The 24,521-nt window shown below is 64.6% G+C and carries 27 protein-coding genes; 15 read left to right on the forward strand and 12 right to left on the reverse strand.

Annotation, left to right across the window (positions count from 1 at the left end; genetic code table 11):
* Positions 1–7: 7 nt before the first annotated feature.
* Positions 8–676 carry a dihydrofolate reductase family protein gene (locus LDO41_RS15170; RefSeq protein WP_223989520.1) on the reverse strand — a complete coding sequence of 223 codons (669 nt, stop codon included), beginning with the start codon at positions 674–676 and terminating at the stop codon, positions 8–10.
* A gap of 79 nt (positions 677–755) precedes the next feature.
* A complete protein-coding gene (locus LDO41_RS15175; protein ID WP_223989522.1) occupies positions 756–1,139 on the reverse strand; it encodes a winged helix-turn-helix domain-containing protein in 384 nt (127 codons plus the stop codon).
* A 118-nt stretch (positions 1,140–1,257) separates the two neighbouring features.
* Between LDO41_RS15175 and LDO41_RS15180 the strand changes: the two genes are divergently transcribed.
* Positions 1,258–2,385, forward strand: a complete 1,128-nt coding sequence (locus LDO41_RS15180; protein ID WP_223989523.1) for a substrate-binding domain-containing protein — start codon at positions 1,258–1,260, stop codon at positions 2,383–2,385.
* A 56-nt stretch (positions 2,386–2,441) separates the two neighbouring features.
* Here the strand turns inward: LDO41_RS15180 and LDO41_RS15185 are convergent, their stop codons facing one another.
* Positions 2,442–3,104: a nitrogen fixation protein NifQ gene (locus LDO41_RS15185; protein WP_223989525.1), complete on the reverse strand. Its 663-nt coding sequence runs from the start codon at positions 3,102–3,104 to the stop codon at positions 2,442–2,444.
* An 85-nt stretch (positions 3,105–3,189) separates the two neighbouring features.
* Here LDO41_RS15185 and LDO41_RS15190 point away from each other — a divergent pair, with 85 nt between their 5' ends.
* On the forward strand, positions 3,190–4,434 hold the full coding sequence (locus LDO41_RS15190; protein ID WP_223989527.1) for a DUF2325 domain-containing protein: 1,245 nt from the start codon (positions 3,190–3,192) through the stop codon (positions 4,432–4,434).
* A gap of 80 nt (positions 4,435–4,514) precedes the next feature.
* Here LDO41_RS15190 and LDO41_RS15195 read toward each other — a convergent pair whose 3' ends face one another.
* On the reverse strand, positions 4,515–4,910 hold the full coding sequence (locus LDO41_RS15195) for a nuclear transport factor 2 family protein (protein ID WP_223989529.1): 396 nt from the start codon (positions 4,908–4,910) through the stop codon (positions 4,515–4,517).
* Between the two features lie 237 nt (positions 4,911–5,147).
* On the opposite strand from LDO41_RS15195, the gene LDO41_RS15200 reads away from it, so the two are divergent.
* Positions 5,148–6,134 (forward strand): LLM class oxidoreductase, encoded by a 987-nt coding sequence (locus LDO41_RS15200; protein ID WP_223989531.1) that lies wholly within the window; start codon positions 5,148–5,150, stop codon positions 6,132–6,134.
* Positions 6,135–6,206: 72 nt separating this feature from the next.
* Here LDO41_RS15200 and LDO41_RS15205 read toward each other — a convergent pair whose 3' ends face one another.
* Positions 6,207–6,671: a RidA family protein gene (locus LDO41_RS15205; RefSeq protein WP_223989533.1), complete on the reverse strand. Its 465-nt coding sequence runs from the start codon at positions 6,669–6,671 to the stop codon at positions 6,207–6,209.
* A 259-nt stretch (positions 6,672–6,930) separates the two neighbouring features.
* Between LDO41_RS15205 and LDO41_RS15210 the strand changes: the two genes are divergently transcribed.
* Positions 6,931–7,170 (forward strand): hypothetical protein, encoded by a 240-nt coding sequence (locus LDO41_RS15210; protein WP_223989535.1) that lies wholly within the window; start codon positions 6,931–6,933, stop codon positions 7,168–7,170.
* A gap of 177 nt (positions 7,171–7,347) precedes the next feature.
* Positions 7,348–8,289 (forward strand): transcriptional regulator GcvA, encoded by a 942-nt coding sequence (locus LDO41_RS15215; protein ID WP_223989537.1) that lies wholly within the window; start codon positions 7,348–7,350, stop codon positions 8,287–8,289.
* 13 nt (positions 8,290–8,302) lie between these two features.
* On the opposite strand, the gene LDO41_RS15220 is transcribed toward LDO41_RS15215, so the two are convergent.
* The 5 genes from LDO41_RS15220 to LDO41_RS15240 are packed head-to-tail and all read right to left on the reverse strand — an operon-like array spanning position 8,303 to position 12,740.
* Entirely contained in the window at positions 8,303–8,710 is a 408-nt protein-coding gene (locus tag LDO41_RS15220; protein ID WP_223989539.1) for a thioesterase family protein, read from the reverse strand.
* A 26-nt stretch (positions 8,711–8,736) separates the two neighbouring features.
* Positions 8,737–9,648: an amidohydrolase family protein gene (locus tag LDO41_RS15225; protein WP_223989540.1), complete on the reverse strand. Its 912-nt coding sequence runs from the start codon at positions 9,646–9,648 to the stop codon at positions 8,737–8,739.
* A gap of 11 nt (positions 9,649–9,659) precedes the next feature.
* Positions 9,660–10,646: a tripartite tricarboxylate transporter substrate binding protein gene (locus tag LDO41_RS15230; RefSeq protein ID WP_377741482.1), complete on the reverse strand. Its 987-nt coding sequence runs from the start codon at positions 10,644–10,646 to the stop codon at positions 9,660–9,662.
* 39 nt (positions 10,647–10,685) lie between these two features.
* The gene (locus tag LDO41_RS15235; RefSeq protein WP_223989550.1) at positions 10,686–11,945 is read right to left on the reverse strand and encodes a CaiB/BaiF CoA transferase family protein; all 1,260 of its coding nucleotides are present in this window, start codon (positions 11,943–11,945) and stop codon (positions 10,686–10,688) included.
* Between the two features lie 15 nt (positions 11,946–11,960).
* Positions 11,961–12,740, reverse strand: a complete 780-nt coding sequence (locus LDO41_RS15240) for an enoyl-CoA hydratase/isomerase family protein (protein ID WP_223989554.1) — start codon at positions 12,738–12,740, stop codon at positions 11,961–11,963.
* A gap of 258 nt (positions 12,741–12,998) precedes the next feature.
* Here LDO41_RS15240 and LDO41_RS15245 point away from each other — a divergent pair, with 258 nt between their 5' ends.
* The 9 genes from LDO41_RS15245 (at position 12,999) to LDO41_RS15285 (ending at position 21,999) form a co-directional block, all read left to right on the forward strand.
* Positions 12,999–14,138 carry an iron-containing alcohol dehydrogenase gene (locus LDO41_RS15245; protein ID WP_223989556.1) on the forward strand — a complete coding sequence of 380 codons (1,140 nt, stop codon included), beginning with the start codon at positions 12,999–13,001 and terminating at the stop codon, positions 14,136–14,138.
* An 82-nt stretch (positions 14,139–14,220) separates the two neighbouring features.
* Positions 14,221–15,213: a Bug family tripartite tricarboxylate transporter substrate binding protein gene (locus LDO41_RS15250; RefSeq protein WP_223989558.1), complete on the forward strand. Its 993-nt coding sequence runs from the start codon at positions 14,221–14,223 to the stop codon at positions 15,211–15,213.
* Positions 15,214–15,273: 60 nt separating this feature from the next.
* A complete protein-coding gene (locus LDO41_RS15255; protein ID WP_223989560.1) occupies positions 15,274–16,254 on the forward strand; it encodes a TRAP transporter substrate-binding protein in 981 nt (326 codons plus the stop codon).
* A 12-nt stretch (positions 16,255–16,266) separates the two neighbouring features.
* Positions 16,267–17,208, forward strand: coding sequence for an amidohydrolase family protein (locus LDO41_RS15260; protein ID WP_223989652.1), 942 nt, complete (start codon positions 16,267–16,269; stop codon positions 17,206–17,208).
* Positions 17,205–17,705 carry a TRAP transporter small permease gene (locus tag LDO41_RS15265; protein WP_223989563.1) on the forward strand — a complete coding sequence of 167 codons (501 nt, stop codon included), beginning with the start codon at positions 17,205–17,207 and terminating at the stop codon, positions 17,703–17,705. Before LDO41_RS15260 ends, LDO41_RS15265 begins: the two co-directional genes overlap by 4 nt.
* A gap of 19 nt (positions 17,706–17,724) precedes the next feature.
* Positions 17,725–19,002 (forward strand): TRAP transporter large permease, encoded by a 1,278-nt coding sequence (locus LDO41_RS15270; RefSeq protein ID WP_223989565.1) that lies wholly within the window; start codon positions 17,725–17,727, stop codon positions 19,000–19,002.
* A 202-nt stretch (positions 19,003–19,204) separates the two neighbouring features.
* The gene (locus LDO41_RS15275) at positions 19,205–19,636 is read left to right on the forward strand and encodes a PPC domain-containing DNA-binding protein (protein ID WP_223989567.1); all 432 of its coding nucleotides are present in this window, start codon (positions 19,205–19,207) and stop codon (positions 19,634–19,636) included.
* A 128-nt stretch (positions 19,637–19,764) separates the two neighbouring features.
* A complete protein-coding gene (locus tag LDO41_RS15280) occupies positions 19,765–21,306 on the forward strand; it encodes a catalase (RefSeq protein ID WP_223989569.1) in 1,542 nt (513 codons plus the stop codon).
* An 81-nt stretch (positions 21,307–21,387) separates the two neighbouring features.
* Positions 21,388–21,999 (forward strand): ankyrin repeat domain-containing protein, encoded by a 612-nt coding sequence (locus LDO41_RS15285; protein ID WP_223989571.1) that lies wholly within the window; start codon positions 21,388–21,390, stop codon positions 21,997–21,999.
* A gap of 13 nt (positions 22,000–22,012) precedes the next feature.
* On the opposite strand, the gene LDO41_RS15290 is transcribed toward LDO41_RS15285, so the two are convergent.
* Together LDO41_RS15290 and LDO41_RS15295 are read right to left on the reverse strand one after the other, a co-directional pair.
* Entirely contained in the window at positions 22,013–22,468 is a 456-nt protein-coding gene (locus LDO41_RS15290) for a DUF3293 domain-containing protein (RefSeq protein ID WP_223989573.1), read from the reverse strand.
* A gap of 70 nt (positions 22,469–22,538) precedes the next feature.
* A complete protein-coding gene (locus LDO41_RS15295) occupies positions 22,539–23,477 on the reverse strand; it encodes a helix-turn-helix domain-containing protein (RefSeq protein ID WP_223989575.1) in 939 nt (312 codons plus the stop codon).
* A 287-nt stretch (positions 23,478–23,764) separates the two neighbouring features.
* Here LDO41_RS15295 and LDO41_RS15300 point away from each other — a divergent pair, with 287 nt between their 5' ends.
* Positions 23,765–24,514 carry an SDR family oxidoreductase gene (locus LDO41_RS15300; RefSeq protein WP_223989577.1) on the forward strand — a complete coding sequence of 250 codons (750 nt, stop codon included), beginning with the start codon at positions 23,765–23,767 and terminating at the stop codon, positions 24,512–24,514.
* Positions 24,515–24,521: the final 7 nt, after the last annotated feature.

The following is a 24,521-nucleotide window of genomic DNA, read 5'->3' on the forward strand; positions in this document are numbered from 1 at the left end:
CAGCGCCTTACCAATCATGGCGCGCCATGCGCGCGCGCCGCGCCTGTTCCTTCTCGCTCGGCGCAATCTGCTCGAAGGTACCCACCGCGACATCGCCGGCCGGCACATAGGTGCTCATCACCACGCCAGTCGTCGACGCGTTCGAGGCAACCAGGCGCAGGCCTGCGGGCCTGGCGCTCGGCTCGAACAATCGCTTGCCGCGGCCGAGCACCACCGGAAAGGTCCAGACGTTGTATTCGTCGATCAGGGATGCGGCCTGCAGCGTCTGGATCAGATTGCCGCTGCCGATGATCTGTAGGTCTTGTCCTGCTTCGGCTTTCAGCGCGGCGACCGCCGCAGCCACCTCGCCGCGCAGCAGCGACGAATTGTTCCAGCCGACTTCGGTGAGGGTGCGCGAGGCGACGTGCTTTTTCGCCGCGTTGAGCGTTTGCGCGATGGCCTCTTCAGCCGGTTGATACGGCCAGTACGCTTCGAAGATTTCGTAGGTCTTGCGGCCGAGCAGCAGTTCGCGATCCTTGCCGTCGAAGCCACGCATGTCGCGGCCCATAACCTCGTCCCAGAACGGGAAAGTCCAGCCGCCGAAGGCAAACCCTCCAGTGGGATCTTCCTCGGGGCCGCCCGGCGCCTGCATGACGCCATCGAGCGAGACGAACGTGGATGCGATGAGCCTTCTCATGATGCAACTCCGCTTCGGTCGAAGATCGCACGATTCTAAGCGCAACTCTACGCGCCGGTCACGACGGGCCGAGAACGACTTACTGGAGTAGTGCCAGCAGCGAATCGATTTCCTTCTTGCATGCCTTGGCGGCGATGCTCTCGATCTGCCGATACAGTCGAATCACCGCTTCGCCTTCTTCCGTCAGCGTGGTACCGCCCCGTCCTTCGCCACCATGCTCGGACACCACGGCAGGAGAACGCATCGCCTTGTTCAGCTCCTGCACCAGCAGCCAGGCACGCCGGTAGGACATGTCCATGCTGCGCGCGGCCGCGGTAATGGAGCCATGGTCGCGAATCGCTTCCAGCAGCGAGACCTTGCCGGGGCCGATCGCCACCACGTCCGCCACCGTCACCCGTGCGCGGAATTTGAACCGGGTCTGAGAGGCTGTGCTCTCGTTCGTTTTAGCGTTGGTCTTGGCCATGGCGCAGTCTACTGCATCCGGCCACTGTGTTGTCTACAACGCACTGGAATCACGCTGCTGCTTTCCGATATATTCTGCTGTATATTTCGGAAAGTTCCTCGCATAAGGCAGGCTCGCCATGAAATTTCGCTTCGAACTGACACCGTTCCTCGACCATATCGACCATATCGACCATATCGACCACAGCGGCGATACCGGCGGCAGTGACGCCAGCAGCGCCGGGCCGCAGCCCGCCGGGCCGCTCCTCGCATTGCTGGGCGCCATCCGCGCGACCGGCTCGCTGCAACGGGCCGCGCTCAGTGTGGGCCTGTCGTACCGCCACGCCTGGGGCACGATCCGCCAGTGGGAAACCCTGCTCGACCGCAGCGTCGTCAGCATGCAGCGCGGCAAGGGGGCCGAACTGACACGCTTTGGCGAGGACCTGCTGGCCGCCGAGGCGCGCATACGGGAAACCGTCGAACCGGTCATCGAGACCGCGGCTACGGACTTTCACCAATACCTTGGCAACGCCATGGGTTCGCGCGCGCAGGTGCGATTCTCGGGACGGCCCGATGCGACCATCGATGTCATGCGCCAGTCGCTGACCCATGCCGAAACTACGGTGTCGCTCGACACCGTGTTCTGCGGCGCCGTGGATGGCCTGATCTGCCTGCATGAACGGCAGGCAGAGCTGGCGGGCTTCCACGTCTCGCCTATCCATCAGCCGGGCACGCGCCTCCATACCGCGTTTCGCCCGTGGCTCAAACCCTCGGATGTGCGCTTGATCCGCCTGGCGTGGCGTGATCAGGGCTTGATGGTGGCACCGGCCATGACCACCGCTGTGCGCAGCGTGAAGGACCTCGTCTCGCGCCGCGTGCGGTTTATCAATCGCGAACGCAGTTCGTCGACGCGCGCGTTGTTCGATCAGGTCGTCGCCTCGGAAGGCGCCTACCCGGAGCAGATTTCCGGCTATGAGAATTACGCGATGAGCAACCGGCAGGTCGGTGAAGCGATCCAGCAGGGTCATGCCGATGCGGGTTTCGGGCTCCGCTCCACTGCGGACGCGCTCGGACTGGGCTTCGTGCCGCTCACGCGCGAGGCGTACTACCTCGCACTACGCAACAGCGACCGCGATGCGGCGTGGGTCGCGGATCTGCTCGACCTGCTGGCATCGGACCGTGTGGCCGGGCGCATTGGCGCGATTCCTGGCTATCAACCCGAGTCTTCCCTCCGCCTGATGCCGCTGCATGAAGCGCTGCCCTGGTAGTGAGCGTTGGTAGTGAGCGTTGGTAGTGAGCGTTGGTAGCGCGCCGGTACGTTTGATTACGGCTGCCGGCGCAGGGGGCCCGTCAGCAAGGCCGTCGACACGACCGAGACCGTCTCTGCGCCATGGCATTCTGCGTAATGGTCGCAGCCGCTGCAGGACGGCTCGGGGCATGGGTGCAGGTCCATTTCCTCGCAGACACGGTGATAGAAGAACTTCTTCCATTTCATGTCAGTGGTGTTGGCGGTGAAAACTGGCAGAAACGTGCCGCTCAGCAGCACCGAGACGTCCTGCCGGCCGGACAATCCCATGTCCTGCCATAGGTGACCCTGCCCGAAGCAGCCGCAGGCAAGCGCATGGGCCGCCCAGAGTGCATGGCGCGGATCCGCCTGATCGGTACGGCCAAACCACAACATACGCACCAGATCATCGAACTCGCACGGCAGCGCCGCGGCATCCACCGGCGGCGTGTCGGGCTCCCAGCCGCTTTGCGCCGCGCCGGGGAAAAAGGTGTCGAGCATGCACCGGAACTCGTCCGCGGGCAGTCCGAGCCATTGCGCAAAGCGCGGCAAGCCGCCTGCCACGGCGCTCTCCAGCACACCCGACAAGGCGCGCGACACCGCATCACCCGGGTGAGCGGCGAAGGCGTCGAGCAGGAGTAACGAGCGGTTCATGCAGCGAAATATAGGCAGATATACAACGGTCGTCAACGGTGCTTCCATGACTTGGCACGGCATCCGCTATATCTGATGGTATATTTCGCAGACGCCACGGCAATGCCTGCCTGGATCGATCCGTTCAGACGCCATGCAACGTCCACCTTTTGCGCTCGCGCGGGCCAGCGTGCTCGGCACTGCAACCCTCCACGGCAACGCTCCGGGCTGCTGCACACCGCGCGCCCAGCCGGCCTCGACGCCAGACGTCAAGGTGCGGCATCGCGCTGCGCTGGCGGAACTCGATTCCACGTTCCATTGCTCGATCATCGGTACGTGCCTGTCCACCGGCGAGTTGCGCAAGCTGGTACGGCGTCTGATCACGCTGGACACGACCGCGCCAGATATCGAGGTTCATCACGAGGCGGTGACGCTGGCCACTCGCGGTGGCGCCGGGGCCAAGGCCTTGCACAAGGCGCTCGACCAACGTCATGCGCTGGCCATCCGCCAGTTCGCCGCGGCATCCGATGCGGACGCGGTGCAGGCGCTGTGGGACAACGCCCTCGCCAGTGGCGACGTGGCCGGCGCCTACTGGGCCACGATGACGCATCCGGAAGGCTCGGTTGCCGTACGCCAGAAGGCGTTCGGCGACGTGCATATGCTGTCCCATCTGGTCGGCGCCTCCAACCGCGCCGATATCCGACGACTGGTCGCGCTCGAAGCGGATAACGAAGCGTTGAAAGACACCGTGGCCCGGCAACACCTGCGCATGCAGGAAGCCGATGCCGAACATGCGGCTGCCCTGCAAGAGGCCAGCGATCTGATCGCTACCCTGCGCGGGCGCGAGATGGCGGGCGGCGAGGCCGTGCCGCTTGAGGTAGCCGCGCAGCAGCAACTGATCAGCGCGCAGATAGAGCGGATCGCCACCGCGGAAGCGCGACGTGCGCAAGCCGACGACACGGTGCGCACTCTGCGCGCGGAGATCGCGCACCTGCAAGCGCAACTCGCCGCCAGCCGCTCGGAAGCGCAGGCGCTGGAAACGATGATCGACCGTCAGCAGGTGGCAACGGAAGACACCCCACACCTGCCAGCGCTCGATAACCGGAACGTGTTGTACATCGGTGGCCGCCCCGGCACCGTCACCACCATCCGCACGCTGGTCGAACGCGCCGGCGGCCACTTCCAGGACCACGACGGCGGCCTCGAAGACCGAAAAGGCCTACTCCCCGCCATGGTCGCCGCCGCCGACATCGTCGTCTTCCCCGTCGATTGCGTGGACCACGACTCGGTCGGCATGCTCAAGCGCATCTGCCAGCAACAGGGCATCGACTACCACCCGGTGCGAAGCGCCAGCGTGGCAAGCTTCGTGGAGCTGCTGGCGCGCTTGCCGCAATCTTAAAAAAAACGCCGGCACCATGGCCGGCAAAACGGAGAGGGGGATACGTGCCTGCGTCACGACGCCACGCAGGCGCGCGGTAATCAGGGCTCCAGGTGCGAGTACAGCTTGTTGACGATAAGCCAGTCGCAGCCGATCTTCAGCAGCGAGAGGAAGTTGTAGTAGTTGTTCTCTCCCAGTTGCACACGCACCTTGGCGGAGGCGATCTTGCCCAGCACTTCCACCGACAGGATCGACATGCCATACGGTGCGTTGCGCGCGGCGGGGCTTTCGCGTTCGCCCACAGCTTGAAGGTAAGCGGCCAACGTCTTCTGCACGATTTCGCCGCGGACTTCCGCGAACAGGTGCGCGTCGGGATGGAACGTCGAGCGCAGCGCCGCCACGTCGCCGTCGTAGATGGCGTCGAGATACGTCTGCAGTGTCTGCAGGATCTGTGCGTGGGACCCTTCCAGCGGGGTCGGCTTGTCGGTGACTGGCATGGTGCTGCTCCGGATGAATCGCTGCGTCGTTGACTGCAATGTAGGCGCTGCGCGCGCGCCGATAAACGGTCCGGCCGGAACATGACTCCATACACGGTGTAACAGCGCCGCGTATGCCCTGCGCACCAGGCCTTCACTCTCAATGCAGCGGAACAAATGAATTGCGAGCGACCCCGATGATGATTGGCGAGCCGTTGACCAGAATGACAGGCATCAATCATCCATCTGGAGCCCGTCATGCTGACCGCTGCCACAGAAAGACTGCCTCAATCCAACCCCGGGTTTTCGCGCATGTTCGCTCCCGGCAAGCTGACGCTCGGCGTGCTCTTCGCGATCGAGTCGTATCCCGGCGATGCGCCGACCATGAAGGATCAGATCCGACTGGCGCGCTTTGCGGAGTCCGCAGGCTTCGCCTCGCTCGGCGTGCGCGACGTGCCGCTGCGCGATCCCGCGTTTGGCGACCTCGGGCAGATCTACGACCCGTTCACGTGGCTCGGCTATGTGGCAGGGCAGACGTCCTCGATCGCGCTGTTTACCGCGGCCATCGTGCTGCCGCTACGCCATCCGCTACACACGGCCAAGTCGGCCGCAAGCGTCGATCAGCTTTCCGATGGCCGCCTCGTACTCGGCATCGCCTCGGGCGACCGCGCCATCGAATTCCCCGCATTCGGCGTCGATCATGCCAACCGCGGCGCGCTGTTCCGCGAGCAGGTGGCCTATCTGGAAGCGGCGTGGGGTCAGAACTTCCCGCGCATCAGCAGTCCTTACGGTCTGCTCGATGGCGCGGACCCGGTGCCCAAGCCCGTGGCCCAGCGTGTGCCGCTGATCGTCACCGGTAACAGCCAGCAATCGGTGGACTGGATTGCGCGCAAGGCCGACGGGTGGATTACCTATCCGCGCCGCCTGGACATGCAGAGCGAATTGATCCGCAGCTGGCACGACACCGTCGAGATGGTGGCGCCTGGCGTGTTCAAGCCATTCGCGCAGCCGTATCACATCGACCTCGTGGCGGACCCCGACGTCTCGCCCACGCCGATCCACGGCGGACATCGCCTTGGGCGCAGCTGGTTGATGCGCCATCTGGAGGCACTCGAACGCGCGGGCGCCAACCACGTGCTGTTCAACCTCAAGTACGGCAGCCGGCCCGCGGAAGCGGTGCTCGAAGAACTCGCCACGCATGTGGTGCCGCGCTTCCCGGCCCTCACCGACACCGTCACGGCGTAACCTGCGGCGGACACCAAGCAAAAAGCGCCGGGCATCCTGAGATGCCCGGCGCTTTGTCTAACCGCCTGCTGGTTATGCCGCCTTGACCTGCGCGATCACCACCAGAATCACCGCGGCATTGCCCGGCTGTTGCGTCTGCGAATACGCGGCGCGCGCATGACCAGCCTTCTCGCCGAGCACCTCGGCAAACAGATCGGACGCACCGTCGAGCACCGCGGGTTGATCGAAAGAGCCCGGCGCGCTGGTGACGTAACCCTCGAGCCGGACGATATGGTCCAGCTTCTCGAAGCCTCCCAGATGCGCATGGATCTGTGCGAGCACGTTAAGCGCGGCCAGTTCAGCCGCCTGCTTGCCCTGCTCGATGGTCAGGTCCTTGCCAACCTGCCCCTGCCATACCACCTTGCCATCGCGCAGCGGCAGCTGGCCCGAGACAAACAGCAGATCGCCGGCGCGGCTGACCGCGGTGTAGCTGCCAAGCGGCTGCGGCGGCGCGGGCAGCGTCAACCCACGCGCGGCGAGTTTCGATTCGACTGACATGATGACTCCTCAAATGGTTAGCCTTGGCAAGAACTATAGAAGCCAACCTGATCGCCGATAAATGGGTGTACGCGCACATGAATTGATACACCGCGGAACAACTATGACAGTCGGGATATGGTCAGACCCATACCAAGGTGTGTGAGGCATTCCCCGCAGAGATCATTCCCGGCAAGCCGCCAATGACCTACATTGGCATGAATGCGCGGCCAAGGCGCGTCCGCGCAGTTTGGCCGCATATTTTTGTAGAGGATCGCCCATGCAGGAGCTTGCCAACCTTGGCACCCGCCGCGTTCGCGCCGGTGCCACCGCCAATATCCAGGACGCAGCGCTATGGCGCTGGTATGCGGACCTGATGGAAGACAACCGCGTTGCCTGCGTGCGCAAGGACGGTGTGTGGTCCGTCTGGGTCGACGGTCGCCTGCTGGCAACCGATCGCTCCTACGACCTGTCGCTCCGCACCGCGTTCGTGTTGCAGCGCGCGCTCAAGGCGCTGTAACGCCCGGCAACACATCGGCGCGAGGCTTGGGGGAACCCACCTATTCTCCGCCCGGTGCTTTGCTGATATGTTCCGAGAGTCCCGCCGCGCCCCGGCGCGGTGCATGGCGTGCGCGCTCCTTCCGCCTTGCTGCGCTGCAATAAGGGAAGACGCTCCATCACGCGAGACGAACGGAACATGTCGAGACAGATCCCTCCCCTGAATCCCCTGCGAGCCTTCGAGGTTGCCGCCCGGCACCTCAGCTTCACGCGCGCCGCGGAAGAATTGTTCGTCACCCCGTCGGCAGTCAGCCACCAGGTCAAGACGCTCGAGGAGAATCTCGGCGTCCAGCTGTTTATCCGCGAAGCCAAGGCACTCGTGCTCACGCCTTCCGGTACGGCCTATCTGCCCAGCGTGCAGCTCGCTTTCAAGCAACTGGCCGAGGCTACCCAGCGTCTGCAGAGCAAGGATCGCCCCTCGCTGAAGATCAACATGCCGCCGACGTTCGCGGTCAAATGGCTGATTCCGCGCATGGACAGCTTTATGCGCGCACATCCGGACATCGATCTGAAGGTATCCACATCGAACCATCGTATCGACTTCGAGCGCGATGACTTCGACATGGCCATCCGCTATGGACGCGGCGACTATCCGGGTCTGCACGCGGAACTGTGCCTGCCGGTAGAGGTGATTCCCGTGTGCGCGCCATCGCTGCTGAATGGCCAACACCCGCTGGAGACACCGGCGGACCTGCGCCATCACACGCTGCTGCACGACGACAGCACCTATACCGACGTCAGCAATCCCGACTGGGCGATGTGGCTCGAACATGCCGGCGTAACCGATGTCGATGCCACGCGTGGGCCGTCCTTCTGGCCGAGCCACCTCGTAATCAACGCGGCCATCAGCGGACTGGGCGTCGCGCTGATCAAGAAGAACTGGATCGAGCAGGATCTGGCCGAAGGTCGCCTGGTGCGACTGTTCGAATCGATCCGGCTGCCCGTGGCGTTCTCCTACTTCGTGGTCTTTCCGGCCGATCGCCTCGACGATCGCCGCATCCGCTGCTTTACGGAGTGGATTCGCGCGGAAACCGCCGCGACGCGACAACCGGCGCCGACGGCCGCCGCCGCGCCGGTCTGACTATCGACACACGCTAGGCCGCCGCGCGCACCGCGTCGGTCTTCTTCTGCACGCGCGCCGCCAGCTTGGCGATATCGACCACGAAGCGCTTGTGCGTGCCGGTGCAGATCGTCTCCACACTATCCGCCGCACTCACGCGAAACGTCACACTGCGGCCATCGACGGCCGTGATCTCGGCCTCGATGCGCACGTCCCCGCCCAGCGGCGTGGCCCCCGTATGCGCGATCGACACCTCGGTGCCAACCGAGCTTTCGCCTTCGCCCAGATACGTCTGCAAATGATCGAGGCAGGTCTGCTCGAGATCTCGTACGAGTTCGGGCGTGGCATAGATACGCAGCGCCTCGCCCAGAAAATCGATGGTGCGCGCACGATCCACGTTCAACGCGCGGGAGAAGACAACGCCGGTCTTGAGTTCGTTCACGTAAAGGTCTCCGATAAGTTGTTGTGTCACGCCATCCGATAGATACGAATGGCGTTGTCGTGCAGCAATGCGCGCCGCTCGCGCGCACCATAGATCTCGATCGCCGCCACAAAGCCGGCCAGAATCGTGTCGTAGCTGGCCACCAGGCTGTCCACCGGATAGTTGCTGGCGAACATGCAGCGTTCAGGGCCGAAGATGTCGATCGCATCGCGTATCACCGGCACGTTGTCCGGCTGCGCCCACGCACGCCCCGGCAAGCCAAGCCCGGAGATCTTGACGGCCACGTTGGGCTCGCGCGCCAGACGCGCCATCGCATCGCGCCACCCCTGCAGGCCGGCATCGCTGCGATCGGACGGTAATCCCGTGTGGTTCAGCACGAGCTGCGTGTCCGGAAAATCATGCGCAAGCGCGGCAGCCTGGTCGAGATTCCACCATGGCGCCTGCAGGTCGAACGACATGCCATGCTCTGCCAGCAACGCATAGCCACGGCGCCACCGTTCGTCGTCCATCGACCCCGGCACGCCGCGCCGTGCGTCCTCGCGGCGCGCGGCGGTGACCGGCTTGTTGCGGATGCCGCGCATCAGCGGCGACGCCGCATGCCCGGCCAGCACCTCCGCGACATCGGCGCGATCAAGCTGCGCGTGCCCGACGATCACCGTCGGCCGGCCATGTCGCGCGGCCACCTCCATCAACCAGCGCGTCTCCGCAACCGGGTCATCGCGTGCCCACTCGGCCTCGATATGCACGGTTTTCGCCGGGGCGCACGCGGCCGTGTCGCGGCCATAGTCCTCAGGCAGATAGTTGCGCCGCAGTGCGCTGTAATCGCCGTAGCGGAAGTTCGGCACGGTCTCGCCCTGCAGCCACGGATACGAATGCAGGTCAAGATTCCAGAAATGCTGGTGCGCGTCGACAAACGGTTCGTTGAGGATCTCGCTCATTGCTGGGCAACTTACTGTTGAGCCACGATGCGGCTGGCCAGCGGACGGAACTGCGCGGCCTCGCGCACCATCTGCGCCTGGAGCGCAACGTCATCGGCGTACGTGTCGGTGCTGAAGTGCAGCTTCTCCAGCGTCTGCACCATGATCGGCTCGCGTACCGCCTTGGCAATGGCCGTCTTGAGCACGGCGAGCACCTCGGGCGGCGTGCCCTTGGGCGCCGAGATGCCGCGCCAGATCCCGATCGACAGATCGATATTGCGCTCCTTGAGCGTCGGCACGTTGTCATAGCCCGGCACGCGGCGATCGGCCATCACGGCGAGCACCTTGAGCTTGCCCGCCTCGACATACGTGGCCACTTCCGCGGTGCTCACCGTCACCGCATCGATATGGCCGCCGAGCAACGCCAGCGTAGCCGGCGCACCGCCCGCGAACGGAATGTAATTGAAGCGCGCGCCAGTCTTTTCCGCCAACGCGGTGGACGCCATATGCCACGTCGAACCCTGCCCCGCATTGCCCACGCGTACATTGCTATCGGGCTTGCGCGCATCGGCAATAAATTGTTCGATCGTGTTCCACGGCGCGTCGGCGCGCACCGCCACCGCGGCCGGATCGGCGTTGAGCCGCGCGATCGGCACCAGGTCCTGATACGTGAACTTGGCAAGCCCCATGTAGTTGAGGAACGTCAGCTCGCTCGATGACAGCACGAGCTTGTAGCCATCGGGCTTGGCGTGCACCACCTCGCCGAGGCCCACCGCGCCGGTGGCGCCGGGCTTGTTGAGCACGACGATCGGTTGCGGCAGATGTTTTGCAGCTGCCGCGGACAGCGCGCGCGCCACGACATCGGCGCCACCGCCGGCCTGCCATGGCACCACCAGTTCAATACGTTTGCTGGGATAGGTATCGGCGGCCACGGCCAGCTGCGCGCACGGTACGAGCGCCAGTGCCGCAAGCCCCATCGACGCGGCGAGATTGCGCCACGGCAAGTGTGCATAGTTCATGGTTGTCTCCTGTCTTGCTGCTGTATTTTTATCTTTATCTCATGCGATCTTGCGCTGCGGCACCGGCGTGGCACCCGACGCCGATACCGACGCCGGCTCCGCCACACGCCCGAAGGCCCCCTGCTCGCGCAAGCGCGCGATGGTCGCCTCGTCAAAGCCAAACTCGCCCAACACCTGCTCCGTATGCTGCCCGAGCAGCGGTGCCGGATGGCGGACCTGCTGCGGCGTGCCATGCATCTTCACCGGGAAGCCCAGCACCTTCACCGAACCTTCGACCGGATGCTCGATATCGAGCACCATCTCTCGCGCCACCGCCTGCTCGCTGACCAGCGCCTCGTCATAGGTGTAGATCGGCGCGGCCGGCACACCCGCCGCCAGCAGCAGCTCCACCCATTCGTCCGCCGGCTTGCGCGCGAACTCGGCTTCGATCGCGGGGATCAACACATCACGATGCCTGATGCGCGCCGCGTTGTCGACAAAGCGCGGGTCGGCCACGAGGTCGGGCCGGCCGATCACGTCGCACAGCGCCATCCACAGCTTCGGGTTGGCCGCGCCGATCACGAAATGCCGATCGGCGGCGCGCACGGCCTGATACGGCGCGCTCATGCGATTGGCGCTGCCGATCGGCACCGGCACCTGCCCCGTGCCCCAGTATTCGGCCGACTCCCACACAGACAGACCCAGCGCGGTCTCGAACAGCGACGCATCGACGTACTGGCCCTGCCCCGAATGCTCGCGGCCCATCAGCGCGCTCAGAATGCCGTACGCGGTGAACAAGCCCGCGCCGAGATCGGCGATTGGCACGCTGGACTTGACCGGCGGCGCATCGGGATGCCCCATCACGCTCATCACGCCCGACATCGCCTGCGCGATCAGGTCCAGCCCGGGCCGCCGCGACCACGGACCGGTCTGCCCGAAGCCAGAGATGCTCGCATACACGAGGCGCGGATTGATCTCGCGCAGCACCGCGTAATCGATCTTCAGCCGCGCGGCCACACCGGGCCGGTTGTTCTCGACCAGCACATCGGCGCCGCGCACGAGTTCGTAGAACGCCTCGAGGCCAGCCGGATTCTTGAGGTCGATCTCCACGCTACGCTTGTTGCGATTGAGCGCGAGAAAGCCACCGCTGTCCTCGCCCTTGAGCCGGAAGCCCATCGCCTTGCGGGTCTGATCGCCCACCCCCGGCGTCTCCACCTTGATCACATCGGCGCCCATATCGCCCAGCAACATGCAGCAGAACGGGCCGGCCATGATCTGGCTGACATCGAGCACCTTGATTTTCGACAACGGCAAAGTCATGAGTACACCTTTAATTTAGCGTCCGGAAAATTGCGGCTTCGTCTTGCCAACGAAGGCATTGAAGCCAGTATGGAAGTCCTCGGTATCGAAGCACGCATAGGCTTCGTCGGCTTCCTCCGGACGCAGCGGCGTGGGATCCAGCAACCGGCGCACGAACTGCTTGTGCCAGCGGGCGACGAGCGGCGCGCCTTGTGCAATGCGGCGCGCGGTCGCGTAGGCCTCTTCCGGCACGTTGGCATCCGCCACGATGCGCGTGACCAACCCCTTGTCGCGCGCTTCGGCGGCGTCGAACACGCGGCCTTCGAGCACGATCTCGAGCGCAGCCGCGGGGCCCGACAGCGCCATCAGCCCGCCAAGCTCGCCATACGACATCACCAGACCGAGCCGGTTGACGGGCACGCCGAAGCGGCTCGACTCCCCGCAAATGCGCAGGTCGCACATCGAGGCGATCTCCAGGCCACCGCCCACGCACGCACCCTGAATCAGCGCAATGGTCGGGTGTCGGCAATCGTTGATCGCCCGCATCGTGGTGTGCGTGATCTCGCCATACTCCCGCGCCTGGTCCCGCGTAAAGCGGCGCGTGCGGAACTCCTCGATATCGGCACCAGCCGCAAACGCCTTGTCGCCCGCGCCGCGCAGCACCACGCAACGCACCGAATCATCGGCAGAGAGCGCCGTCATGGTCTCGGTCAGCCCGTGCCACATGCCGAGGTCCAGCGCATTGAGCTTCTCTGGGTTGTTCAGCGTGACGGTGGCGATTGGCCCCTCGCGCTCGGTGAGGATCGGTTGTCTCATGGTTTGTCGTTGGTATAGGTGGGTGTGGTCATTCACGTCCGGCGCCAGGCTGCCCGGTCATCGAAAGTCTAGGGCCGCCGCCCCGCGCGGCAAAACGAGAAAAACTCGCGCGCGCTTCAAGAAAAACTGGGCCGTGGGTGTTGTGAGTTTTTTTCGCTGGCGCTTCAAGTAAATCCACGTTGTGACCTGCGACCGATGTTTCCTAGACTTCGTCACCACAACACAGACTCGCGACAGACTCATCCGCCCGGAGACAGCATGGCCCTGATCAACTACATCACCCAGATCCAGATCGACTTTGGCGCCGTGGCGCTGCTCGCGCAGGAATGCGAGCGCATTAGCATCACCCGCCCGCTCGTCGTCACCGACGCCGGCGTCAAGGCGGCAGGCATTGCCAAACGCGTGCTCGAACAACTGCCGCCCGGCATGGAAGCCGTGATTTACGACGGCACCCCGTCCAATCCCACCGAGCGTGCGATGCGCGAAGCGGTCGCGCTTTACCGCGACTACCGTTGCGACGGCATCATCGCCGTGGGCGGCGGTTCGCCGATCGATCTGGCCAAGGGTGTCGCGGTTTGTGCAACGCACGATGGCCCGCTGCGCCAGTTCGCGGCGATCGAAGGCGGCGTGGCGCGCATCACCGCCGCCACCGCGCCGGTCATCGCCATTCCCACCACCGCCGGCACCGGCAGCGAGGTCGGCCGAGGCGCGGTGCTGATCCTCGACGATGGCCGCAAGGTCGGCGTGCTGTCCCCGCATATCGTGCCGCGCGTCGCGATCTGCGATCCCGAGCTGACCTTCGGGCTACCGCGCTCGCTTACCGCGGCGACCGGCATGGATGCGATCGCGCATTGCATGGAAACCTTTATGGCACCGGCGTTCAATCCGCCCGCCGACGGTATCGCGCTCGATGGCCTGCGTCGTGCCTGGCGTCATATCGAACGCGCCGTCAATGAACCGCAGGACCGCGAAGCCCGGTTGTCGATGATGAGCGCCTCGATGCAGGGCGCGCTCGCGTTCCAGAAGGGCCTGGGTTGCGTGCATAGCCTGAGCCATGCACTGGGCGGGCTGATGCCGACACTGCACCACGGCACGCTCAACGCGGTGCTGCTGCCCGCGGTCATCCGCTTTAACGCCGACGCCCCGTCGATCCGCAATGACGAACGTCTGCAACGCATGGCGCAGGCCATGGACCTGCCGCGCGGCGAAGACCCCGGCGCGGCCATCGCCGACATGAGCGCGCGGCTGGCCCTGCCGACGGGACTCGCCGCCATGGGCGTGGATCCGGAGATCTTCCCGCGCGTGATCGAGTACGCGCTGCAGGATCACTGCCACAAGACCAACCCGCGCGTGGCCAGTCCCGAGGACTACCTCGCGATCCTGACCGAATCGATGTAATGGGCGTTTATTGAGCGCAATCAGTCAGTAGCTGGAAGCACGGGCGACGCAGATCGCCATCACGATACAAGAGGAGACCATCATGCAACGTCGCACCTTCCTGCGCGCGGGCACCGTCACGCTCGCCGCCGCGCTTCCCGCATCGCTCTCCACGCGCTCGCTCGCGCAGGAGTCACCCAGTTTGCCGAGTGGACCGATCCGCATCGTCGTCGGCTTTTCGCCGGGTGGCGGCACCGATGTGATGGCCCGCGTAGCCGCCGAAAAGCTCTCCGCGTTGTGGCGCACGACCGTGATGGTCGAGAATCGTCCCGGCGCGGCGGGCGTGGTGGCCGCGGAGTACGTGGCGCATCAGCCTGCGGATGGCAACACGCTGATGATGACCAATATCAGCAACCACGCCATCGCGCCAAGCCTCTATCCGAAGATTGGCTACTCGGTGGAGAAGGACTTCACGCCCATCATGCTGGTCGGTGTCACGCCGAATCTGCTGATCTGCCGCACTGGCGGCCCGGCCAAGACGCTGGCCGAGGTCGTCGCGCTGTGCCGCGCCAACCCGGGCAAGATCACGTTCGGCTCGTCCGGCACTGGCGCCGCGCAGCATCTGGCGCTGGAGATGTTCAAGCTGCGCGCGGGCGTCGATGCCCTGCACGTGCCCTATCGCGGCTCGGGCCCGCTGCTTACCGACCTGCTCGGCGGCCAGATCGACTTCAGCTTCGAGACCATGACGTCGGCGACACCGCAGGTGCAGGGCGGCAAGGCGATCGCGATCGCGCAGACACGGCCGCACCGCGCGGGAGCCTATCCCAATGTGCCCACGGTCGCGGAGTCCGGCTACCCGGGCTTCGATGCCGCCACCTGGTACGGCCTGGTCGGCCCCGCACGCATGTCAGTACCACTGGTCGCGCGCATGAATGCCGACCTCAACCGCGTGATGGCGATGCCCGACGTGGTGGCGAAGCTGCAGGGCTTCGGGGCTGAGGATGGCGGGGGCACCTCGGCACGATTCGCCGAATTCATCACCACCGAGCGCGTCAAGTGGGCGCGCGTGGTCAAGGACGCCAACGTGAAGGTGTAACGCCATTCACGCGCCCGGCACCCAACAGCCGGGCCGTCTATCAAAACACAGGAGACACCCATGAAACCCACGATCGCAAGCATCGTGCTGGCAGCGCTATTGTCCGCCGCCAGCACCGCCACCCTCGCGCAGAGCGTCAAGCTGCGCTTTGCCCATACCGTACCGGAGTCCGATTCCCAGCATCAGGCTGCGCTGCAATTCGCCAAGCAGGTGAAAACGCGCACGCAGGGCGAGGTCGAGATTCAGGTCTTTGCCAACAGCCAGCTCGGCAACGACACCACGCTGGTCACGGGCGTGCGCAGCGGCACCATCGATATCGGCGCCACCGGCAATCCGTTCGTGACTGGCCTGGTGCCGAAGCTCAACGTACTGGACCTGCCCTATCAGTTCGAGGATGGCGCCAGCGCCTATCGCACGCTCGACGGCCCGGTCGGCCGCTCGCTGCTCGACGAACTCGGCACACATCGCATCAAGGGTCTGGCGTTCTGGGAGATCGGCTTCCGCAGCCTCGGCAACAACAAGCGGCCGATCAACAAGGCCGAAGATATTCGCGGGCTCAAGATCCGCACCACGCCCAATCCCTCGCATATCAAGGCCTTTCAGTTGCTGGGCGCGAGCCCGCAACCGATGCCATTCGCCGAAGTATTCGGCGCGCTCGAGTCGGGCGCGGTGGACGGTCAGGAAAATCCGCCGACGCTGATGGTGTCCGCCAAGCTGTACGAGGTGCAGAAGTACGTCTCGATGACGCGGCACGCCTACACCGCGTTGGTCGTGCTGATGAACAAGGCCAAATTCGACGCGCTGAAGCCCGAGTATCAGAAGATCCTGCTCGAGGAGGCCGCCGCGGCCGCCGGCTATCAGCGCAAGCTCAATGCCGACAACGAGCGCTCCGCGATCGCCCAGCTGCGCGCCAAGGGCGTACAGGTCAACGAGCAGCCCGACGTCGCCAGCATTCGCGCCGTCGTGCGCGATGAGACGCGCCAGTTGTATGTGCAGAAGAACGGCGATGCCGTGCTGCGCGCCATGGAAACACCGCGCTGAGCGAGGACCATGATGCCAACGTTGCCAATCGCCATCGTCGATACGCACCACCATCTGTGGCGCCTCGACGAAGGCCATTACCCCTGGCTGCAGGACCGCTACGACGCCAACGCATTCTTCCTCGGCGACTACGCGATGCTGCAACGCGACTTCGATACCGAGGACTACCTCGCGCATTGGCGGCAGGTACCCGGCGTGACGCTGGCGGCCACCGTCCATGTGGAAGCCGAGCGGGATCGTGCCGAATCGCTGGCGGAAACCGCGTGGCTGCATAAAGCGCACCAACGCGCCGGTTTTCCGAACGCCGTGGTGGCCCATGCCGACTTCCTGTCCCCCACGCTGGCCGACGATCTGCGCGCGCAACTTGCCTATCAGCTCGTGCGCGGCGTGCGATCGAAGCCGCGCACCGCCGCCAGCATCGCGGCCATGGATGCGCTGCGCGGCCAGCCCGGCACGCTTCAGGATCCGCGCTGGCGCGCCGGCTTGCAAGCGCTTGCCGAGCACGACCTCGTCTACGACCTGCGCGTGCCGTACTGGCACCTCGAGGAAGCCGCTGAAGCCATCGCGGAGGTGCCGGACCTGACCGTGGTAGTCGAACACACCGGCCTGCCGTGGGATCGTTCATCCGAGGGCCTCGCGCATTGGCGTCGCGGTCTGGCGGCGTTGTCCAGTCTGCCGCGCGTCTTCCTCAAGCTGTCCGAGTTCGGGCTGCCTCATGCCAGTTGGCAGCGCGACAGCAACATCGCCGTCATGCGCGAAGCGCTCGCGCTGTTTGGCGCGGAGGGCTGCATGTTCGCAAGCAACCTGCCTGTCTCCGGCCTGCGCGCGCCGCTGCCCGAAATCGTGGCCACCGTTGCGGTGGCGCTGGAAGGCCTGCCCGAGACCACTGCGCGCGCGGTGTGGCACGACAACGCGCTGCGCGTCTATCGCATTACCTCAGGAGTTACCGCATGAATCCCCTACCCGTCCGCATCGTGCGCGCGCTGATGGTCGCGATGATGTCCGCGATGATCGTGCTCGTCTTCGGCAACGTCGTGTTGCGCTATGTCTTCAACTCCGGCATCGCGTTCTCCGAAGAGGCCTCGCGCTTCCTGTTCATGTGGCTCACGCTGATTGGCGCGCTGCTGGTCATGCACGACAAAGCGCACCTCGGCATGTCCACCGTGATCTCGCACCTGGGCGAGAACGCGCAGCGCGTGTGCCGTCTGCTGGCCGACGCCGGCGCGCTGGGCTGTTGCCTGCTGCTGGCGCATGGCGCCTGGCAGCTCGTCGAGATCGGCATGGATGACCGCGCACCGGTCACGGGCGTGCCGCTCGGCATCGTCTATGCCTCGCTGCTGATCTGCAGCCTTGGCATGGCCGCCATGCTGATGCACTCGCTTTGGCGTCTCGTCAGTGGCCGCATGGCGCAGCATGAACTGGTGCCGCAGTCCGGCACCAGCGGCGAATGAGCCGCGAGGGAGCCTCATCATGACCATCTTTGTCTTTGTCGGCTCGCTGCTGGGCGCCATGTCGCTCGGCATGCCGATTGCCTTCGCGCTGCTTGCATCGGGTGTCGCGCTGATGCTGCATCTCGGCAACTTCGACACGCAGATCCTCGCGCAGAACATGCTCGAGGGCGTCAACAACTATCCGCTGATGGCGGTGCCGTTCTTTATGCTCGCGGGTGAACTCATGAACGCGGGCGGCCTGTCACGTCGCATCGTGCGCGTGGCCGACGCCATGGTCGGCCATGTGCGCGGCGGCCTCGGCTATGTGGCGATCATCGCGGCCACCGTGGTGGCCAGCATCTCGGGCTCCGCGGTCGCCGATACCGCCGCCGTGGCCGCGCTGCTGATCCCGATGATGCGCAACGCGGGCTATAACGTACCCCGCGCGGCGGGCCTGATCGCCGCGGGCGGCATTATCGCGCCCGTCATCCCGCCCTCGATCGCCATTGTCGTGTTCGGCGTAGTCGCGCAGATTTCGATCACCAAGCTGTTCCTCGCGGGCATTGCGCCGGGCGCGATGATGGCGCTTACGCTCGCGGCCACCTGGTACTTCTGCGCACGCAAGGAGACGTTGGGCCCGGTGCAGCCGTTCTCGCCGCGCCAGTTGCTGCAATCGCTGCGCGAAGGCGTGTGGGCACTGGTGCTGCCCATCGTGATCATCGGCGGCATGAAGATCGGCGCCTTCACGCCAACCGAGGCCGCGGTGGTTGCCGTGGTCTACGCGATGGTGGTCGGGCGCTTCGTCTATGGCGAGCTGAAGCTGCGCGAGCTGCCGTCGCTGATCGTCACCGCGTCCAAGACCTCGAGCACCGTGCTGTTCCTCGTGGCCTGCGCACTGGTCTCGGCCTGGCTCATCACCATCGCGAACATTCCCGCGCAGGTCACCATGCTGCTCGAGCCGTTTATCGACAACAAGATCCTGCTGATGTTCATCATCATGGTGCTCGTGATCATCGTCGGCACCGCGCTCGACCTGATGCCGACCATTCTGATCATGACGCCGATCCTGATGCCAGTGATCACGAAGGCGGGCATCGATCCGGTCTACTTCGGCGTGATGTTCGTGCTCAATAACGCCATCGGGTTGCTCACGCCACCGGTCGGCACCGTGCTCAACGTCGTAGCGGGCACGTCGCGCTGCAGCCTCGACAGCGTGATCGGTGGCGTCTGGCCATTCCTGCTGAGCCTGACCGCGCTGATGTTCCTGTTCGTACTGTTCCCGCAATTGATCCTTGTGCCCGCCAGCTGGATGCATTGACGCGCACGGCATCTCATAACTTCATAACAACCGGAGACCCAACCATGTTCAATGCTTCAAGACTCGCCGCCGCACTGCTGGCATCCGCGGCCATGCTGACCGTCGCCACATCCGCGCACGCCGATGCCCGCACGCCCGCACGCCCGCATGCAAGGCCGCACACGATACGCGCGCCGACAACCGCAACTACCCGCGCGACAGCGTGCCGCGCTACATCAAGACGCCCACCGGCTACCTGCTGGTGCTACGTATGGGCGACAACGTGTTCGAGCAACTCGAAGCATTCGCGATCTGCGAGAACGTGCCGAGCGCGAGCCTGTCCGCGATCGGCTTCGCCAACGTCACGTTCGGTTTCTGGGATGCGGGCAAGCAGGACTTCAACCCGAAGACCTATCGCAACGTTGAAATGGCGAGCATAGTCGGCAGTCTTGCATGGAAAGGTGGCAAGCCCTCGATCCACGCGCACGGTGTCGCAGGCGATTCGCAGTTTGACACTTATGGTGGCCACATCCTTGCCATGGAGGTCGGCACCGGCTCGCTCGAGGTCACCGTTACCGTGATCCCCGAAAAACTGGATCGTGCAATCGATCCGCGCATTGGCGCGAATGTGTTGCAATTGTCGAGTTCGCACTGAGCGGCATCGGCTATCGCGCTGATTAGAATTCGGTATTGGAGTGAACCCCCGATGCGGGACTACATTGCCTCTGCTCCGTCGCACGACGTAGCGTTCCCAATGTCGAGTCCCCGTCGAGCTACCACTTCATGCATAACCGAAAAAGAACATCACTGCGTGCCGCAATCTCCCTCGCCATCGCACCGCTCGCTGTTTCCATCCCGCTCGCCCACGCGCAGATGACGCGCGACAACGGTTCTCCCGTTGGCGACAACCAGAACTCGCAGACCGCGGGCCCGAACGGCCCCGTACTACTGCAGGATTCCCACCTGATCGAGAAACTCCAGCGCTTCGATCGCGAGCGTATTCCTGAGCGTGTGGTGCATGCGCGCGGCACCGGTGCCTTCGGCGAGTTCGTGCCGAGCGCCGATCTCAGCGACTTGTCGGTGGCACAAGTGTTTGCGCCCGGCACCAAAACACCGGTGTTCGTGCGCTTCTCCACGGTCATGGGTTATCGCGGCTCGCCAGAGCAGGCGCGTGACCCGCGCGGTTTCGCCATCAAGTTCTACACGCAGCAGGGCAACTGGGATATGGTCGGCATCAACTGGCCGATCTTCTTTATCCGCGACGCCATTAAGTTCCCGGACTTCGTGCACGCGAACAAGCCCAGCGCGGTCACCGGTGTGCAGGACGCCGACCTGGCATACGACTTCTTCGCGCACACGCCCGAAGCCACCAATATGCTGACGCACCTGTACAGCAATGCAGGCATGCCGGATTCCTATCGCAAGATGGATGGCTTTGGCGTGCATGCGTTCAAGTTCGTCAATGCGCGCGGCGAGGTGCACTACGTCAAGTTCCACTGGAAGAGCCAGCAGGGCATTCACGGTCTGCGCCCGAACGAGATCGAAGCATCGATCGGCAAGGACTGGAATCTCACCACCAACGATCTGTACGGTGCAATCCGCAAGGGCGACTTCCCCAAGTGGGATCTGTATATCCAGGTGCTCAAGCCTTCCGAACTGCAGCAGTTCGACTTTGACGCGCTCGACGACACCAAGGAATGGGTGGGCGTGCCCGAGCGCAAGGTCGGCACGATGGTGCTGAACCGCGTGCCCGATAACTATTTCGAAAGCACCGAGGAATCCGCCTTTGCACCCTCGCGGCTCGTCCCCGGCATCGAGCTCTCGGAAGATCGGATGCTGCAAGGTCGTGGTTTCTCGTACGCGGATACGCAGATGTACCGGCTGGGCGCGAACTTCAATTCGCTGCCGATCAACCGGCCCGTGGTGCCCGTGCGCAACAACAATCAAGACGGCGCGATGAACGCGAGCGGCCGCACCGGTGAGGTCAACTACGAACCCTCGACGATTGCCGAGATCGCGCAGGACGCGAAGTACAAGTACTCGAACCTGCCGCTCTCCGGCACCACGCAGCAGCGCGCGATCGACAAGAAGCAACCGTTCAAGCAGGCGGGCGTGTTCTTCCGCTCGCTGTCGGAGCAGGACAAGACCGATCTGGTCACCGCGATGGCCGGCGATCTGCGTAACGTGCGTAACGAGGCCAATCGCTACACGATGCTGTCGTATTTCAACAAGGCCGACAGCGGCCTCGGGGCGCGGCTGATCAAGGCACTCAACGCGGATAGCGCGAAGGTCAAGGCGCTGTCAGACAAGTTGTCGGACGATTGATCGACATCCCTTGCGCGGGCATGACCGGATCGCTCCCCGACTGGCATGCCCGCTTTTTCAAAGCATCTTTCGCATCCCTCAATGAAGCCATCGCCAACACGCCTGCTGCTGTCGGCCGCCGCGTTCTGCGTATCGCTGTGGCTGGCCGGCTGTGCCAGCTCCACCCCCGTCCAGGCACCACCGCTGGTGCCCGGCGAGCGTGTCAGCGTGAGTCAGTTCGACGACTATTGGTTCGCCGCCGCGCGGCAGGGTCGCTGGGACGTGCTCGACAGCCTGCTACAGGCTGGCTATCCGATCGATCGCGCCAATCCACGCGGTTTCACGGCGATCATCCTGGCCGCCTACAACGGGCACCCTGACACGGTACAGCAACTGGTGCAGGCCGGTGCCGATGCCTGCCTTGGCGACAACAGCGGCAATACCGCATTGATGGGGGCACTGTTCAAGGGTGAGCTCGCTTCGGCCAAGGTACTGCTCGACACGCGTTGCGATCTCAATCAGGAAAACAACAGCGGCGAGACCGCTCTCACGTTCGCCACGCTGTTTGGCCGCTACGACATCATGCCGGCGCTGATTGCGCACGGTGCCGATCCGAATCATCAAGGCGGGCATGGCAACACACCACTGCGCACCGCGCAAACCCAGGGCAATCGGCAAGCGGAGGACGTGCTGAAACGTCTCGGCGCGGACTGAAGTCGTCAGGGCGCTAGCGCAACAGGATCAACTGAGGCACCGCGTCCTCCGCGCTCCAGACGAGTGCGTTCTGCCCGAAGCGCATGCCGAGCGCGCAGGCGTCATCGAGACCGAGCCCCGGCACCAGCAAGCTCTCTTCACCGGGCCAGCCATTGTCCGGATGCTGGCCAATGCCCGGTACACCGGTTAAGCCCCGCTGGGCTAGCGCCGTCATCAGTGCTTGTTGGCGCTCCACGTTCCGTGCCGGCGAGTCCGCCTCGCTGTAAGGATTCCACGCCGTCACGAATGCACTGCAATGCGCGCCGTGCTGGCGATGCAGCGCCGCGAGCGTTGCCGAGTGTTCTCCGATCTTCAGCACGCACGGCAAATCACCGCCCACGCAGTACTCGGTCTCGAGATACGCGTCGATGACGTCGCGCGCGATAGCAGTGGGCACACCTCCACGAGTTTTATGTACGTTCGATGACATGCATACCTCCATGCAAGCGAGCGTGGCATGCCTGCTGTTCACACGTCAAGCAGAGCAGTTCTGATCGCCATCACACCGCTGAGGCGCTGGCACTGTTGCGCCATACCAGCGGCGGCCGGCCCACGAAGCGCTTGAACACGGTGGTGAAATGCGCCTGCGAGCGGAAGCCGCAGTGCATCGCCACGTCCAGCACCGAGCACTGTTCGCGTCGCAGGATTTCCTGCGCCAGCTCGACGCGCCGTCGCTGCACGAATTCCTGCGGCCGCACGCCCGTAGCGCGCCGAAACTGCGCGGCGAAGTACATGCGCGTCAGGCCCACGCTACGCGCGATTTCCTCGAGCGTCAGCGGCCGCGACAGATGCGCGTCGATAAACTCGATCGCCCGGCGCAACCGCCACTGGGGCAACGGCGACAGCTGCCGCGATGGCAGCGGCCCCGTCATCATCGCCTGCGAGAAGTGTTGCGCCACCAGCCGCGCCACGATCGCCGTGGTCACGCTTTCGCAGAACATATGGCTCACGCTGGCATCGTTCGCGTGCGCGAGTGCAAGCGCCTGAGCCAGCCGTTCGACTGCGGGATCGCCGAACGGGCGCGGGTCATCGAGCACGATGGGGCCATCGTGCGGGTGGCCGAAGCGCGCCTCGTAGCAACGGGCCAGCACGCTCTGCGGCACGAACAGATGCAGGACGTCGTAGGCCGATTGAAACGTCACGCGCACAGGAGTACCTGGCGCGGTGATCTGAATCATCCCCGCGGGCACGCGCCCGTCGCACAGCACGCGGTCGCGTGAGACGAACCGCACGTTGGCCCCGCGTAGCGTCAACGCGATGCAATGCAGGTCGTCGTGTCCAGGGTGAGACACCTCGCGCGGTTCCAGCAGTGTGGCATCGGTCCAGCGCGCCACCACGACGCGCGCGTCCGCCTGCACGTCGCGCCAGTCCTGCGTACGGTGGATCGCGCTGTCGATCGCGCCCTCGCGCGGCGGTGCTTCGGTGATGTCAGAAATCATGGGTCGTATCCGTAGTTCGCATCGCGCGCTGGCCATGCCAACGCAATGATCCGAAGGTACCGGCGACGCCGCCGCCGCGCCATTCTGCCTTGGTTTCCCCAACTCATGCCTTGGCGTGCCGTACTCATACCTCGGCAGCAGATAAGTCCGCGCCGGGTACGATACGGACCGTCATGCGGCTGCACAAAGCGTTTCGGACGCGAAATCCGGGTTGCGAATACGAAAGCCGACGCAGCCGCCAAGCCATAGCCTGAGCGCACCCTTACCCTGCCCTAAAGGTGTGAACCATGGCCTCGTCCCGATTGGAAAGCGCCTATATGAGCGGCTTTCCGCAACAGACCGCGATCGTCACGGGCGCATCCCGCGGCATTGGCGCCGCGATGGCGCGCAAGCTCGCGAAACAAGGGCTCGACGTGGTTGTGAACCATGTCACCGATGACGACGCCGCGATGAATGTGGTGGCGGCAATCCGCGCCGCCGGTGGTCGCGCAATTGCCGTGCGTGGCGACGTCTCGCGCCCGGAGGTGTTCGAGCAACTGTTCGACGAAGCCGCTGCCGCATTCGGCGGTGTCGATGTGCTCGTCAACAACGCTGGCCTCATGAACAATCTGCCGATCGGCAGCATCGACGCACTCACCTTCGATCGGATGTTCGCGATCAACGTGCGCGGCGTGCTCAACGGCCTCAAGCTGGCCGCGCAGCGCATGCGCGACAACGGCCGCATCGTCAATATCTCCACCAGCGTGGTGGGTATGTCGCCGGCAGGTTACGGCTCGTACTGCGCCTCCAAGGCCGCGGTGGAAGCGCTCACGCGCAGCCTGTCGGAGGAACTCGGGCCGCGCGGTATCCGCGTGAACGCGGTCGCGCCCGGGCCTACCGGCACCGGCGCACGCATCTACGCCAACGATGGCCTGACCCCGCTCGGCAGGCTGGCCGAGCTCGAAGATATTGCCGAGGTCGTGGCGTTTCTGGTCAGCGACAGTTCGGGATGGATCAACGGACAATCGGTACGTGTCAACGACGGCATCCTGTCGTAACCCGTAC

Origin of the sequence: Cupriavidus pampae, from assembly GCF_914271485.1 — a bacterium.
GTDB classification, from domain to species: Bacteria; Pseudomonadota; Gammaproteobacteria; order Burkholderiales; family Burkholderiaceae; genus Cupriavidus; species Cupriavidus pampae.

Excerpts from the sequence above, each read along its gene's own strand:
- LDO41_RS15285 (WP_223989571.1), top strand. The coding sequence starts at position 21,388 with ATGAAGCCATCGCCAACACGCCTGCTGCTGTCGGCCGCCGCGTTCTGC.
- LDO41_RS15190 (WP_223989527.1), top strand. The coding sequence starts at position 3,190 with ATGCAACGTCCACCTTTTGCGCTCGCGCGGGCCAGCGTGCTCGGCACT.
- LDO41_RS15195 (WP_223989529.1), bottom strand. The coding sequence starts at position 4,910 with ATGCCAGTCACCGACAAGCCGACCCCGCTGGAAGGGTCCCACGCACAG.
- LDO41_RS15205 (WP_223989533.1), bottom strand. The coding sequence starts at position 6,671 with ATGTCAGTCGAATCGAAACTCGCCGCGCGTGGGTTGACGCTGCCCGCG.
- LDO41_RS15180 (WP_223989523.1), top strand. The coding sequence starts at position 1,258 with ATGAAATTTCGCTTCGAACTGACACCGTTCCTCGACCATATCGACCAT.
- LDO41_RS15300 (WP_223989577.1), top strand. The coding sequence starts at position 23,765 with ATGGCCTCGTCCCGATTGGAAAGCGCCTATATGAGCGGCTTTCCGCAA.
- LDO41_RS15200 (WP_223989531.1), top strand. The coding sequence starts at position 5,148 with ATGCTGACCGCTGCCACAGAAAGACTGCCTCAATCCAACCCCGGGTTT.
- LDO41_RS15240 (WP_223989554.1), bottom strand. The coding sequence starts at position 12,740 with ATGAGACAACCGATCCTCACCGAGCGCGAGGGGCCAATCGCCACCGTC.
- LDO41_RS15230 (WP_377741482.1), bottom strand. The coding sequence starts at position 10,646 with ATGAACTATGCACACTTGCCGTGGCGCAATCTCGCCGCGTCGATGGGG.
- LDO41_RS15255 (WP_223989560.1), top strand. The coding sequence starts at position 15,274 with ATGAAACCCACGATCGCAAGCATCGTGCTGGCAGCGCTATTGTCCGCC.
- LDO41_RS15210 (WP_223989535.1), top strand. The coding sequence starts at position 6,931 with ATGCAGGAGCTTGCCAACCTTGGCACCCGCCGCGTTCGCGCCGGTGCC.
- LDO41_RS15270 (WP_223989565.1), top strand. The coding sequence starts at position 17,725 with ATGACCATCTTTGTCTTTGTCGGCTCGCTGCTGGGCGCCATGTCGCTC.
- LDO41_RS15265 (WP_223989563.1), top strand. The coding sequence starts at position 17,205 with ATGAATCCCCTACCCGTCCGCATCGTGCGCGCGCTGATGGTCGCGATG.
- LDO41_RS15280 (WP_223989569.1), top strand. The coding sequence starts at position 19,765 with ATGCATAACCGAAAAAGAACATCACTGCGTGCCGCAATCTCCCTCGCC.
- LDO41_RS15245 (WP_223989556.1), top strand. The coding sequence starts at position 12,999 with ATGGCCCTGATCAACTACATCACCCAGATCCAGATCGACTTTGGCGCC.
- LDO41_RS15225 (WP_223989540.1), bottom strand. The coding sequence starts at position 9,648 with ATGAGCGAGATCCTCAACGAACCGTTTGTCGACGCGCACCAGCATTTC.
- LDO41_RS15170 (WP_223989520.1), bottom strand. The coding sequence starts at position 676 with ATGAGAAGGCTCATCGCATCCACGTTCGTCTCGCTCGATGGCGTCATG.
- LDO41_RS15235 (WP_223989550.1), bottom strand. The coding sequence starts at position 11,945 with ATGACTTTGCCGTTGTCGAAAATCAAGGTGCTCGATGTCAGCCAGATC.
- LDO41_RS15290 (WP_223989573.1), bottom strand. The coding sequence starts at position 22,468 with ATGTCATCGAACGTACATAAAACTCGTGGAGGTGTGCCCACTGCTATC.
- LDO41_RS15185 (WP_223989525.1), bottom strand. The coding sequence starts at position 3,104 with ATGGAAGCACCGTTGACGACCGTTGTATATCTGCCTATATTTCGCTGC.
- LDO41_RS15295 (WP_223989575.1), bottom strand. The coding sequence starts at position 23,477 with ATGATTTCTGACATCACCGAAGCACCGCCGCGCGAGGGCGCGATCGAC.
- LDO41_RS15215 (WP_223989537.1), top strand. The coding sequence starts at position 7,348 with ATGTCGAGACAGATCCCTCCCCTGAATCCCCTGCGAGCCTTCGAGGTT.
- LDO41_RS15175 (WP_223989522.1), bottom strand. The coding sequence starts at position 1,139 with ATGGCCAAGACCAACGCTAAAACGAACGAGAGCACAGCCTCTCAGACC.
- LDO41_RS15260 (WP_223989652.1), top strand. The coding sequence starts at position 16,267 with ATGCCAACGTTGCCAATCGCCATCGTCGATACGCACCACCATCTGTGG.
- LDO41_RS15250 (WP_223989558.1), top strand. The coding sequence starts at position 14,221 with ATGCAACGTCGCACCTTCCTGCGCGCGGGCACCGTCACGCTCGCCGCC.